General features: G+C 42.2%; 12 protein-coding genes and 1 tRNA gene. 8 read left to right on the plus strand and 5 right to left on the minus strand.

Going from position 1 to position 13431, the window contains the following annotated elements; genetic code table 11:
* Positions 1-69: 69 nt before the first annotated feature.
* The 4 genes from G4D82_RS05185 to G4D82_RS05200 all read right to left on the minus strand — a co-directional run bounded on the left by G4D82_RS05185 (position 70) and on the right by G4D82_RS05200 (position 3489).
* Entirely contained in the window at positions 70-573 is a 504-nt protein-coding gene (locus G4D82_RS05185; protein ID WP_166335249.1) for a hypothetical protein, read from the minus strand.
* 1 nt (position 574) lies between these two features.
* Positions 575-1141 (minus strand): aminoacyl-tRNA hydrolase, encoded by a 567-nt coding sequence (gene pth, locus G4D82_RS05190; RefSeq protein ID WP_235924305.1) that lies wholly within the window; start codon positions 1139-1141, stop codon positions 575-577.
* Positions 1142-1718: 577 nt separating this feature from the next.
* On the minus strand, positions 1719-2327 hold the full coding sequence (locus G4D82_RS05195; RefSeq protein ID WP_166335254.1) for a 50S ribosomal protein L25/general stress protein Ctc: 609 nt from the start codon (positions 2325-2327) through the stop codon (positions 1719-1721).
* A 220-nt stretch (positions 2328-2547) separates the two neighbouring features.
* The gene (locus G4D82_RS05200; protein WP_166335256.1) at positions 2548-3489 is read right to left on the minus strand and encodes a ribose-phosphate pyrophosphokinase; all 942 of its coding nucleotides are present in this window, start codon (positions 3487-3489) and stop codon (positions 2548-2550) included.
* 259 nt (positions 3490-3748) lie between these two features.
* Between G4D82_RS05200 and G4D82_RS05205 the strand changes: the two genes are divergently transcribed.
* The 3 genes from G4D82_RS05205 (at position 3749) to G4D82_RS05215 (ending at position 5599) form a co-directional block, all read left to right on the plus strand.
* Positions 3749-3828 (plus strand) — tRNA-Leu (locus G4D82_RS05205).
* A gap of 518 nt (positions 3829-4346) precedes the next feature.
* Entirely contained in the window at positions 4347-5072 is a 726-nt protein-coding gene (locus G4D82_RS05210) for a tyrosine-type recombinase/integrase (RefSeq protein ID WP_235924306.1), read from the plus strand.
* A gap of 212 nt (positions 5073-5284) precedes the next feature.
* Entirely contained in the window at positions 5285-5599 is a 315-nt protein-coding gene (locus tag G4D82_RS05215) for a hypothetical protein (protein WP_166335260.1), read from the plus strand.
* A 63-nt stretch (positions 5600-5662) separates the two neighbouring features.
* On the opposite strand, the gene G4D82_RS05220 is transcribed toward G4D82_RS05215, so the two are convergent.
* Positions 5663-6661: a GntR family transcriptional regulator gene (locus G4D82_RS05220; protein ID WP_166335263.1), complete on the minus strand. Its 999-nt coding sequence runs from the start codon at positions 6659-6661 to the stop codon at positions 5663-5665.
* Positions 6662-6756: 95 nt separating this feature from the next.
* Between G4D82_RS05220 and G4D82_RS05225 the strand changes: the two genes are divergently transcribed.
* From G4D82_RS05225 to galK, 5 genes are read left to right on the plus strand one after another with little or no spacing between them, the layout of a single operon-like run.
* Complete coding sequence (locus tag G4D82_RS05225) at positions 6757-7830, plus strand: aldose epimerase family protein (RefSeq protein WP_166335265.1); 1074 nt, start codon at positions 6757-6759, stop codon at positions 7828-7830.
* Positions 7811-8902 (plus strand): glycoside hydrolase family 53 protein, encoded by a 1092-nt coding sequence (locus tag G4D82_RS05230; protein WP_235924307.1) that lies wholly within the window; start codon positions 7811-7813, stop codon positions 8900-8902. The genes G4D82_RS05225 and G4D82_RS05230 overlap by 20 nt, the downstream gene beginning before the upstream one ends.
* A 7-nt stretch (positions 8903-8909) precedes the next feature.
* Positions 8910-9920: a glycoside hydrolase family 53 protein gene (locus tag G4D82_RS05235; RefSeq protein ID WP_166335267.1), complete on the plus strand. Its 1011-nt coding sequence runs from the start codon at positions 8910-8912 to the stop codon at positions 9918-9920.
* A 5-nt stretch (positions 9921-9925) separates the two neighbouring features.
* On the plus strand, positions 9926-12259 hold the full coding sequence (locus tag G4D82_RS05240; protein ID WP_166335269.1) for a glycoside hydrolase family 2 TIM barrel-domain containing protein: 2334 nt from the start codon (positions 9926-9928) through the stop codon (positions 12257-12259).
* The gene (gene galK / locus G4D82_RS05245) at positions 12259-13428 is read left to right on the plus strand and encodes a galactokinase (RefSeq protein ID WP_166335272.1); all 1170 of its coding nucleotides are present in this window, start codon (positions 12259-12261) and stop codon (positions 13426-13428) included. Before G4D82_RS05240 ends, galK begins: the two co-directional genes overlap by 1 nt.
* The last annotated feature ends 3 nt before the right edge of the window (positions 13429-13431 follow it).

Below are 13431 nucleotides of genomic sequence, written 5' to 3' on the forward strand. Positions count from 1 at the left end.
AAACGATTATATAAAAACAAAAGAGCCTTCAGAAATGAGGGCTCTTTTTTTATGTGCTGGAATCGAAAATTATTTCAAATCAAAGGCGACTTTCTTAATGATTTGCGGTACTTGGTCGGTTTTGAAGTTCAACTCAATTTTATTGTTGTTTACAGAAAGATTCCCCTGATTGATTTTGTAATAACCGGTTTGCCCGCGGCAGAAACAAAAACGCCCGAACAACAATTGATGGTTTTGCAAGGAAGCATCAACGGCATTGGTTGTTTTGTTGTTATTGTCTAGTTCAAAAACAACTTCCTCTCGGTAATTCGCATCTTGAATATCGCCTTTGACAGTTCTATTGTAAACATATTTCACAACATTTTTCGAACTGTTTTCTTCCAAAGTGTAAAATAAACTTCCGAATTCATCCTGCTTAACCAACATCCTTTTGTTTTGGATAATTTCTATTTTGCAAGTGCCGTCTTTCGGACATTCACTTGACAAAGTTGCAGCAGTAGCTTGTACTGAGGCCTTTTTGCATTGACACGAAGCCAAGCTTAAAACAACCAGAACTAAAACTAATTTCTTCATATTATTTTCCATTAAAGTTAGACATCGTATTTCCGACACCAGCCGTGCCGAACGATCGGATGATTTCTGCGGCCAATTCTAACCGCTCGGGCAATTTCGCATTTTCTTCATCGTTCCATTCGCCTAGAACGTAATTCACCTGCTGCCCTTTTTTGAACTCGTCGCTGATGCCGAAACGAAAGCGCGCGTAATCCTGCGTATTTAAAACTAGGTTGATGTTCTTCAAACCGTTGTGTCCGCCATCGCTGCCTTTGGGGCGGATTCGGATGGTTCCGAACGCGAGGTTCAAGTCGTCAGTAATCACCAGCACATTTTCTAGAGGGATTTTTTCTTTTTCCATCCAGTACTGAACGGCTTTTCCGCTGAGGTTCATATAAGTGTTGGGTTTCAAGAGTAAGAACGTGCGGCCTTTGAATTTGTATTCGGCGAGCGCTCCGAGTTTCACCGTCTGGAAATCGAGCGATTCTTTTCTCGCCAAAAAGTCTAGTACTTTAAAACCGATGTTGTGCCGCGTATTTACATATTCCGCGCCGATGTTGCCCAAGCCGACAATTAAGAACTTCTTCATAGAATCAATATTACCTGTGTTTGTTTTAGAGGTGAATAAATTGGTAAGCCATTTCATGCGGTAAAAATAGGGAATTTAGTTGATGGTTGCTGGTTGTCGGTTGGTTTACGGAAAGTTGTCGTATCGTTTTGTCCAATTAAGATTTTGTAGGGAAGCGTTCAGCAGTCAGCGGTCAGCCATCAGAAAGCCTGGTTAGAATCTAGAGTTGAAAATGGAGATGATTTCCGCGTTAGGAAATACCTCACAGGATAATATTTTCATAGGTATTCGGTGAATGCTGCGCGTTTGCAGCAAGTACAATACTGCATTTTATATTAAGAGGAGGAAGCCCAGTGGGCTTCAGGTATAAAAACTTCGATAAAAAGTAAATGTTGAAGTTGAACAAAAAACCGCGTTAGGGATTGAGCAATTGTTTGAGCTCTTTTTACGCAGAGAAACGGAGTAACAAAGCGAGTGCGAAAGCCCGGCCGAAGGCAACGCCCGAAAGCTAAAAGCTAATAGCTGACCGCTGTGCGCTAAAATAAAAAAAGCACCAACCTTTCGATTGATGCTTTTCGTATTTTGAATTCCGGAAAAATTACTTTTTCTTTCCTCCTTTTGCTGATTTCTCTGCTTTGGCAGCTTCCTGAGCGGCTTTCATCGCAGCACGTGAGATCTTCACTTGAGCCACCACCGTGTTGTCTGGGTGCATCAATTTGAAGTTGTTGGTCTCGATTTTCGTAACGTATAATTTGTTACCCATTTGCAATTCAGAAATGTTGGCCTCCACATAATCAGGAAGGTTTTTCGGCAAAGCTTTCACTTTCAAACGGCGCAAGTTCAAACGCAAGTCACCACCAAGCAAAACACCTGGAGAAGTTCCTACTACTTTCACCGGCACTTCCATCATGATCTCTTTGTTCTCGTTGAGTTGGAAGAAGTCGATGTGCAAGATTTTGTCAGACACCGGGTGCGTCTGGATGTCTTGCAAAATCACATTGGTTTGTTTTCCGTTCAAGTCCACGATTACCGTGTGTGCGTTCGGGGTGTAAACCAAATTTTTAAAAGCTTTGTCTTCTGCTGAAAAGTGAATTGGTTGACCTCCTCCGTAAATAACGCAAGGGACCATTCCAGCATCGCGTAAGGCTTTCGTCGCTTTCTTGCCTACGCTTTCTCTTTCTTGTCCTTTAATCGTAATCGATTTCATTGTAAAAAAATATAGTTAATAAATAAAATTCTTTCTTTTGGCTTTCAGCGGTCAGCTAACAGCTTTTAGCTTTTGGGCGTTGCCTTCGGCCGCGCTATCCGCTATAGTCCTCGCAAAGCTCCGGGCTGCCGCTTCTATCGCTAACGCGGGCTTCATCTCCATTTTCAACCCTAGCTTCCAACCGGTCGTTCTGATAGCTGACAGCTAACCGCTGACAGCTCTACATCAAAAACTTCCCGCTGATCGAGTTGTTGTGTTGCACCATCTTCATCACATCGGCAAACAGCGGTGCGCAACTCACGACCCTTATTTTTTTCGATTCTTTCTTTAACGGGATTGAATCGGTTACTATCAATTCCAGCAATTTGGAATTTTCTATTTTTTCATACGCCTCGCCCGATAGTATAGCGTGCGTACAGATAGCGCGCACACTCAGTGCTCCTTTTTCAATCATCAAATCGGCTGCTTTGGCCAATGTGCCTCCGGTGTCGATCATGTCATCCACCAAAACCACGTTTCTGCCTTTCACTTCCCCGATGAGTTCCATTGTGTCAATCACGTTGGCGGCGCGTCTTTGCTTGTAACAAATCACGACATCCGATTCTAAATATTTAGAATAGGCGTAAGCCCTTTTCGATCCGCCCATGTCCGGCGATGCGATTGTGAGGTTTTCCAAGTTCAGGCTTCTTACATACGGCAAAAAAATCGTCGATGCAAAAAGATGGTCTACCGGTTTTTCAAAGAATCCTTGAATCTGATCGGCGTGCAAATCCATCGTCATGATTCTAGTCGCTCCGGCAGCGTCGAGCAGATTGGCCACCAATTTGGCTCCGATCGGAACCCGTGGTTTGTCTTTTCTGTCCTGTCTGGCCCATCCGAAATACGGAATCACCGCGGTCACGTGCCTAGCCGATGCGCGTTTGGCAGCATCAATCATCAGCAGCAACTCCATCAGGTTGTCGGCGCTCGGGAATGTTGAACACACGATGAAAACCCTCAGTCCGCGAATCGATTCTTCATACGAAGGCTGGAATTCGCCATCACTATATTTAGAGAACGTTACTTTTCCCAGCGGAACGCCATAATGTGTAGCGATTTTTTCCGCCAGATATACACTTTGTGAACATGCAAATATCTTTGCTTCTGGTTCTTGGTGCGGCATTGTAAGTTGTAGTTGTTTTATCTTCGGGCCTAGAAGCCTGAGCCTATTAGGGCCGCGCTTGTAAATCCCTAGGATGTAGTTAGTTAGTTGTGGCTGCGCGAACAGCGGTGCAAATTTAGGAATTAAATCTAAGCGGGAAAGGAAAATTTAGAGTATTTTTTTAGAATGTGTAATATTATTTTTTACATTTGCACCGTGTTAAAGGAAAAGCATTAGCTTTTTATTGCGCCGGATCTGAATCTTCAGGTCTGTCTGCTACGCCCGGATGGCGGAATTGGTAGACGCGCTGGTCTCAAACACCTGTGGGAAACCGTGCCGGTTCGACTCCGGCTCCGGGTACTGGAAAGCTCTTCTTCGGAAGGGCTTTTTTCATTTATGGGAATTTCTTGATAAGAAATAGATTAGGAGTCAAACTATCTATAGTTTCCTGGCTCCGGGTACTGGAAGCCTCTGAGAAATCAGGGGTTTTTCGTTTACGGGGATTAGCAAGTCTAACTTTTCGAAAACGAGCCATCAACCAACAACTGATAACCACCAACTATTTCGTACTTTCGGCCACCTAAAAAATTATATCATGCAAAAAAAACACCCTGCAAACCGCCTTACATTCTGTTAAAGGTTTTACCGCGTTCTACCAACAATTAAAAATCAAGACTGCCATTGAAGGCAAAAGCCAAAGCACCTTAAACAATTATGGGCATCATTTGGCCAAGGCGGCGATATACCTGAAATGTGTTCCCACTAAAGCCAAGCATGCGCAGGTCGAGCAGTACTTATTTCACCTATACGAAAGCGCGCCCGATTCTTCCCATTCGTTTTTTAAGTTTGCCGTTTACGGTCTTCGGTTTGCTTATAAAATGGAAGGATTGCTGCACCGTTACCACCAACTTCCCTCGATCAAACGCAACAAAAAACTGCCAGTGGTACTGAGTCGTAATGAAGTCAAACGACTGCTCGACGCTACCCGATCCATCAAACACAAAGTGCTTATCGGATTGCTTTACGGCTGTGGATTGCGCGCCACCGAAGCGCGGCATGTCGAATTGTGTGATATCGACTTTGATCGCAGGATGCTTCACGTACGCCACGGCAAAGGCAATAAAGATCGCTATGTTCCCATCAGTATTGTGTTGTTGGGTTGGATCAAAGAGTACATTAAAGTATACCATCCTCAAGACCTTTTGCTCTACGGCGGACAAAACAGACAAAACCCTGCTAAAAAGGTGTATTCACCCAGAGGTTTTTATTGGGTCGTCGCACAAGTATCCCAGAAAGCTAAAATTACCAAGCGGACTACTTCGCATACACTACGCCATACGTTTGCCACACATTTGCTCGAAGAAGGACTGGATATCGTAAGTATCAAAGAACTTCTCGGTCATGCTAGGATCGAAACCACTATGGTTTATTTGCACGTGGCGCAATACGACCGCTATCGCCCTTATAGCCCACTTGATACCTTGTACCGACAGAACCAGGAAAAGCAACCGAACGCTTGTGAATTAGTGCAGCATATCCGAGAATGTGACAGTTGCAGAGATGTAGGTCTGACTCAAATATTGCAACCCGAGTTGGTGGGTTAAGCAGTTTGACTAATATTATTATAGAAGCGTTACCTGTTAACTACTTCTAAAGTTCGTGTTTTATCCACGAAATGCACTTTTTTTAGCCGAAATACTTCAGATTTGAAAAAAGTGTAAGTTCAACGAGTTTTGGTGTTAGTTACCGAAGCAATTTCAGTAGGCGTGGGTGTTGCCCTAGATTTGTCATGTACAAACAAAGTAACACACACGATATGAACACAACAGCAAACACTACTTCAAACACAATCAAAATGATGGTTGTTTTGGTAATGATGATGTTGTCTTCGGTGAGCTTTGCCCAAACAGCGATTGAAACTCCAGTAGCAGCTACATCAACTACAGTAGAGTCAAATGCTTCAATCAACACGATTTCTTGGTTCATGGGTACAAAACAAACTACCAACGAGAACATCACCAAAGAAACTTCTTCAAAAAAGCAAATGATGACTTCTGGTATCGCACCGAACAGATTGCTTATCAAAACGTTTTTGAAAAAAGCGTCACAATACGCTTCAAACATTGCATAGTTTTATTTTAACATAATTGGTTAACTCAATAAAAGAGCCTCCTTCGTCAAGGGAGGTTTTTTTTTATAATGAGTTCCTCCAAATTAACTGGCTAGGGTTTTCAATTTGTTCTTTGCGATTTTCTAACAACATTTTTGCAATGATTTCGCCCATTTTTTCAAACCTGGTTGATATGGTGGTGATGCCGTTTTCTACTACTTTTTTCAACGGAGTGTCATTATAGGAAATGACTCCGAAATCAAGCCCAAGTTTCAAGTTTTGGGTTTTACTTTTCTCAATCACACTCACCAAATCGCGGTCATTGGGAATGATAAAAACTTCTTTATGGAGGATGTCGCGCCCGTTGAATTCGGCAATGATTTCATACTTGAAATTAAAATCCAAGCAGAAACGAATAAAACCTTCTTTCATGCCGAGTGGTTCACGAAATCCGGGGAAAATCAATACTAATTTTTCATATTGGCTCAGTTTTACCTTGGCCGCTACTAGAGCATCAAACATATCTCTGACAAAATTTTGATAGACCGCTGGATAGGCTTGTAGCTCGGAATTGGTCTGGTCTAGAATAAAAACTTCGTCCGCGGGTAAGGTTTTAATGATTGCTGGTGCCTCAGCTAAGTTTGTGGGCATGATAATGTAGCGCGTATAATTTCCATGGCCGTCTTCAATGAGTTTTCGAAATACATTGGGGTTGAAATGATGAAAGAAAATATCAACTTGAACCGAGTCGCCCAAATGCTTTAATATAGAATTATAAAGATCTTCCTTAAAAATATTGAGTTCGTCAAACAGTAAGAACACGCGATGTTTCATGGCTATTTCGGTACTTTTTACATAATATCCTTTACCGAGAATAGCGTAGATAATTCCTCTTTTTTTGAGTTCATCATATGCCAAAAGAACAGTGTCACGTGAGAGAGAAAACGCCATACAAACTTTATTAATTGAAGGTAAGCGATCGTCTTTTTTGAGCTGTTTTGTGGCAATGGCTTTTTCAATACAAGCAATAATTTGTTTGTACTTCGGGATGCCAAGGTTTTTCTGAATAGAAATAAATGTCATAGAAAACGTTTTCGCGAAAATACAAAACCGGTAGGTACTGGTATGTTTTTTTAAAACTAAATTTTATATTTGAATTGAACATTCGTAAAATTCCCATGGAAATCTCAAACAATCTGCAAATACAGCCCTTAATAATTCAGGAATTCTTTGGATTCATGCCCGATGGGAAAGAGGTTTTTACCTACCGGTTGGGCAATAAAAATGGGATGGAATTGCAACTCACTAATTACGGTGCAACATTGATGGCTTTAAAGGTGCCGCTTAAGAACGGAAAATTAGCTGATGTGGTTTTGGGTTTTGATTCACTGGAGTCATACATAGCGTCATTCTCTTTGCCTTCGCCACCTTATTTTGGAGCCACCATCGGAAGGTATGCCGGAAGAATTAGCGCAGGTCGTTTTACACTCAATGGAACGGAATACCAACTGAATCAGAACAATAATGGGCATGCTTTACACGGCGGAGTTCAGGGCTTCAGTCAAGTCGTTTGGGAGGCCGAAGCCCATCAAAGCACTGAAGGTGTTTCGGTAACTTTCAAATATACCAGTGCGCACAGTGAAGAACATTTCCCAGGAAACCTTCAGGTTCAAGTCACTTATACGTTGACTGCATCCAATGAAATGATTCTCAAATACAACGCGGTCTCAGATGCAGACACTATAGTCAATCTCACACACCATAGCTATTTTAATCTAGAGGGTCATCAGGCAGATATTTTGAATCAGCATTTATTTGTTGATGCCGGTTTTGCATTACAAACAGATTTGGAAAATATTCCCAATGGCCAGTTTCTAGATTTGAATGCTTATGGAATGAGTTTCAATCCGGAACAGAAATGTCCCAGTGCTATTGATAACACTTTTCTAGTGCGCAAATCTTCTAAGCCAGTGGCCGCTTTATCGAGCACTAAGAACCAACTTAGAATGCAGGTTTTTACCGATCAACCCGGAATACATATTTATGTAGGAGGCAATTGTTTTAACCAAATTAAAGGCAAGCAAGACGCGAATTATCATGAGCTCAGCGGTATTTGCTTCGAGGCACAGCATTTTCCTGACGCTCCTAATCACGAGCATTTTCCTTCGGCTACCCTAAAAAAAGGCGAACGTTATACCCAACAAACCATCTATAAATTTGAAAACTTAGCAGATGAAAAAGATTTTTTTTAGTTTCAACATTTTGGCTTCAATGCTTTTGTGCTCTTGTGCTGAAAATGAAGTTTCAACTCCAGCGGCAAGTGCCAAGATGACCCGTCCGATTTTGGTAAAAAGCCTCATCAAGTCTGCGGATGTTTCCTACTTGCCATTGATTGAAAGTGAAGGAACGATATACAAAAACAATAACCAACCTCAAGATGCTTTGCTGACATTGAAAAGAGCGGGCTGCAATACCATTCGTATCCGACTTTGGAAAAACCCATCTGATGGGCATTCGGGATTAGCGGAGGTAAAAACGCTGGCATTGCGCGCTCGGGCGATGGGCTTCAAAATATGGCTTTCTGTGCATTATTCAGATACTTGGGCCGATCCAGGAAGTCAAACCAAACCCCAAGAATGGGCCAACCTCAATTTCGAGCAGTTAAAAGCGGCAGTGGCTTCTTACACGACCACAGTGATGAGCGAAATTCGCCCCGAGATCTATCAAGTGGGTAACGAAACCAATGACGGATTTTTATTTCCCCAAGGTAAACTCTCAGTCAATGAAGGACAGTATTTACAACTCGTACAATCTGCTGTTACTGTCATCAGAGCACAATCTTCTACTACCAAAATTATGTTGCACTATGCAGGTGTTAGTGGCGCAAGCTGGTACTTTAATAAAGTTCAGAATATCGACTATGACTATATCGGACTGTCTTACTATCCGGTATGGCACGGACAGGATATGAATTTACTAGCTACAACCATCAACAGTTTGAGCCAAACCTACCAAAAGAAAATATTGATTGCAGAAACCGCCTATCCGTTTACATTGGGCTGGAATGACTGGACCAATAATATCGTGGGGCTCAGTAATCAGCTTGTTCCAGCTTATGCAGCCACTCCAACCGGGCAGAAAAATTTCATGATTGCAATTCGAAACCTATTGTTGAATTCTACCAACGGAATAGGTTTTTCCTATTGGGGTAGCGAATGGGTAGCTTTCAGAGGGCCTCAAGCCACCAATGGTTCGACCTTTGAAAATCAGGCCCTTTGGGATTTTAATCTCAACGCTTTACCAGTCATGGACGCTTTTAATTAAAAATGATATGAAAATAGTCAGCCTATTGATCGGGATCATAATGTTCTTCCCTAAACTACAATTGGCCCAAGAGCCAGCCTTTGTTAAAGGTGCCGATGTGGGTTGGTTGCCACAGATGGAAGCTACCGGTTACCGGTTTTATGATACTGACGGGCAAGAAAAAGACTGCCTGCAACTGCTCAAAGATCGAGGGATTAATACCATTCGGTTAAGGGTTTTTGTAAATCCTTCAGACGACCCAGCTAGTGGTCATTGCGGCAAAGAAGAAACCGTAGCCATGGCTTTACGTGCGCAAAGAATGGGAATGCGTTTAATGATTGATTTCCATTACAGCGATTCTTGGGCCGATCCCGCCAAGCAATTCAAGCCAGCAGCTTGGGTCAATCACAATTTTACCGCATTGCTTAATGATTTGTATGCGCATACATTTGATGTTTTGAATGCCTTGAAAAAAGCAGGAGTTTCTCCTGAATGGGTGCAAATCGGAAATGAAATTCCCGGCGGTATGCTTTGGCCTGATGGCAGTACAGCCAACTGGAAACAACTTGGGCAATTACTCAACAAAGGTTACGAGGCTACTAAGGCAGTCAACCCCAAAATCAAAGTAATCGTTCATGTAGATGAAGGAAACAACAACGCTAAATTTCGTGAGTTTTTCGATAATGCTACGGCACAGAAAGTCAAATACGATGTGATTGGACTGTCGTACTATCCGTTCTGGATTAAAAAAGATTACACGGAAACCATCGCTGATTTGCAATTCAACCTGATTGATATGGCCCAGCGATACAAAAAAGAAGTCATGGTCGTTGAAGTAGGCGGTGAAGATGACAAAGTACAGAATACCTACGAACTTTTAACAGCCACAATTCAAGCAGTCAGAAATGTTCCTGACCAAAAAGGTTTAGGTGTAATTTACTGGGAACCACAAGGAGCCAGAAGCTGGAGCCGCTACAATTTGAGTGCTTGGCAAGCCGATGGCAAACCTTCACCTGCTTTGGATGCTTTTAAAAACTAATCCAAATGAAACGGACTATATTCATTAAACTACTGTTATTGATTTCCTTGATGCATTTTACCCAAGGCCAATCGCAATCGCGCAGTAAACTCAATTTTGGCACAGGTTGGGAATTCAAAAAGGAAGGCGAAACGCTCTGGCAACCTATTTCAATTCCGCACACGGCGCACATCGAAAATCTAGTGGTTGTGAACCAATTTCAAGGCGTTTGTTATTATCAGAAAAAATTCAAAGCTGAAATTTCCGATAGGCAGAAAATGTTTTTTTATTTTGAAGGAGTAATGGCTCAAGGTGAAGTCTTCATCAACAACAAAAAAGTACTGGTGCACCAAGGCGGCTACTTGCCATTTACTGTTGATGCCACACCGTATCTGAATCTAGGCTCAGAAAATCTGATTACGGTAAAGGTTACCAACACAGACAATTTAGATATTCCGCCCGGGAAACCTTTGAAAGACCTAGATTTCAATTATTACGGAGGCATTTATCGCAATGTTTACCAAATTATTACCAACCAATTATACATAACAGATCCGGTTCACGCCAATAAAAAAGCCAGCGGTGGTGTGTTTATTAATTTTGAAAATGTTTCCAGTGCCAAAGCCGAAGGCACCATCAAAGTGCACTTGAAAAATGATTTTTCAGAACCACAAAAAGTATATCTAAAATACAGATTGACTTCAAAATCCGGGCGCAAGTTCGAGTTGCAATCACAGAAATTCTCAGTTAAAGCGGGTGGTGATTTTGAGGTTACTCAACATACAAGCATAGTCAATCCACAACTTTGGTCGGTTAATGATCCGGCTTTGTACCAACTCGATATCGAAGTAGTGGCTAAAGATAAAATCATCGACAGTTACAGCGAGAAAATCGGTATTCGCCAATCAGAAATCCGTGAGAATGGTTATTTTCTCAACGGTGAAAAAATATACATTAACGGCACCAACAGGCATCAGGAATATCCGTATTTGGGTTATGCCATTTCCGATCAGGCGCAGTATCGCGATGCCGTAAAAATCAAGAATGCCGGATTTGATTTTGTGCGACTTTCGCATTATCCGCAAGCCGAAGCATTTCTCAAAGCTTGTGATGAATTGGGCATTTTGGTGATGAACAGTTTGCCGGGCTGGCAGTTTTTTGGCAATGCTGCATTTGAGGAAAACGCTTTACAAAACTTGAGAGATATGGTGCGTCGCGACCGCAACCATCCGAGTATTGTTTTCTGGGAGAATTCGCTCAATGAAACCGATATGCCTGAGCGTTTTATGGAAAAAGCCGACAAAATCCTCAGAGAAGAATTTCCGTATGCGAACCGAATCAGCGCCAGTTGGATTGATAATGCGCACTACGATTTGTTTATTCCAGCGCGGCAACATGCCAAAGCACCCGATTACTGGAACAATTATAAGAACAACAACCGCAAAATTTTTATTGCCGAATATGGCGATTGGGAATATTATGCTCAAAATGCCGGTTTCAACCAGAAGGATTTTGCCAATCTTAAAGAAGAAGAACGCACTTCTAGACAATTGCGTGGTTTTGGCGAGAAACGATTGCTGCAACAAGCTTATAATTTCCAACAAGCTTCCAATTCGAACCGCAAAGGCGTCCAGACTATTGGTGAGGCCAATTGGCTCATGTTCGATTATAACCGTGGCTATAGCCCAGATATTGAGAGTTCGGGCATCAGCGATATTTTCCGAATACCGAAGTTCTCGTACTATTTTTATCAGAGCCAACGCGATGCCGACGTGGTGTTAAGCCCCAATTTGGTTTCCGGCCCGATGGTTTACATCGCCAACTACTGGACGGAAAATTCACCACAAGAAGTTCGGGTGTTTAGCAATTGCGACCAGGTAGCGTTGTATATAAACGAGGTGCTTCTGGAAAAGAAATCTCCGCAAACCCATCCCGATAGCGACCGATTACAACATCCACCTTTTGTGTTTTCTTTACCAAAATACCAAGCCGGAACCCTTCGCGCCGAAGGGTTTATTGATGGTAAAAAAGTAGCCGAACATCTTGTAAAATCTCCGCAAGCTGCTGCCAAGATTGAATTGTCTTATGATTTGTCTGGCGTACCAATAAGCAAAGAAGGTTCAGATGTCATCTTTGTATATGCCAAAATCACTGATGCCAACGGAACCCTAATTCCTAATGCTACTGATTTAGTAACCTTTGCTTTAGAAGGAGCGGATGCAGAATTCATTGGTCAAAATCCAATGCCAGCCGAAGCCGGAATATCGACAATCCTGCTCAAAACCACTAAGTTTGAAAAGCCTATACGCATTACCGCGAGCGTTGCCAATCTACCAACAGCTATTTTGTCCGTCCAATAATGAAGAAAAAACTAATTCAGCGCACCATCAGCCATTTTGAAACTTGTTTTGGCAAGCAGCCTCAGGCCATCTTTCTTTCTCCGGGGCGAATTAATATCATCGGAGAGCATATAGATTACAATGATGGTTTTGTATTGCCTGCCGCCATCAACAAGTACATTTGTTTTGCCTTTGCGAAAAATCAAGGAACGCAATGCCGCATACAAGCCCTCGATTTAAAACAATCCCATCAATTGGATTTGAATGACACACTTGAGCCCATCGAAAAAATGTGGGCAAACTATATCCTCGGTGTTTTGCATCAACTTAAGGAAAAAGGCTTGCCACTAAATGGATTTGATATGGTTTTCAGCAGTACGATTCCTATAGGAGCCGGACTTTCTTCCTCTGCTGCATTAGAATGTGGAGTTGGGTATGCTTTGAATGAAATATATACTTTAGGGCTGAGCAAAGAATCCATTGCGTTGATAGGCCAAAAAGCCGAGCACACTTTTGCAGGAGTGAATTGTGGAATCATGGATCAGTTTGCTTCAGTTTTTGGAAAGAAAAATCAGGTCATCGAGTTGGATTGCAATACTTTAGAACACCAATACCACAAAGCGGATTTTAGTAATCACTCCTTACTTTTATTAGACAGCCGTGTCAAGCATGCCCACCTGACTTCGGGCTATAATACCAGAAGAGAAGAAGTAGAGAAAGGTTTGGCAATCATTCGCAGTCATTATCCGCAAGTCAGCACTTTCAGAGATTGTACCTCGCAAATGGTATTCTCGCTCAAGGAAACGCTCGGGGAAACTATTTTCAATCGTTGCCATTTTGTGGTGAAAGAAATTCAGCGTGTAAAAAAAGCAGTGCAAGCTGTAGCGGTTTCAGATTTTAATGCTTTGGGAAAATGGATGTCTGAAACCCACCAAGGGCTGGCTGAGGAATATGAAGTGAGTTGTCCAGAAATTGATTTTTTAGTGCATCAGGCACTCAAGCATCCGTCAGTTCTTGGCGCACGAATGATGGGCGGTGGTTTCGGTGGCTGCTCCATCAATTTGGTGACTAAAGGGCATGAAGACCAAGTGATTGATACCATATCTAAAGAATACCTTCAACATTTTGGGATTGCTTTACAGCCATACAAAGTCAAGATTGCCAAAGGAACCTCACGCTATAAAAAATAAATT

The organism is Flavobacterium lotistagni, from assembly GCF_011392125.1.
Taxonomy (GTDB): Bacteria; Bacteroidota; Bacteroidia; order Flavobacteriales; family Flavobacteriaceae; genus Flavobacterium; species Flavobacterium lotistagni.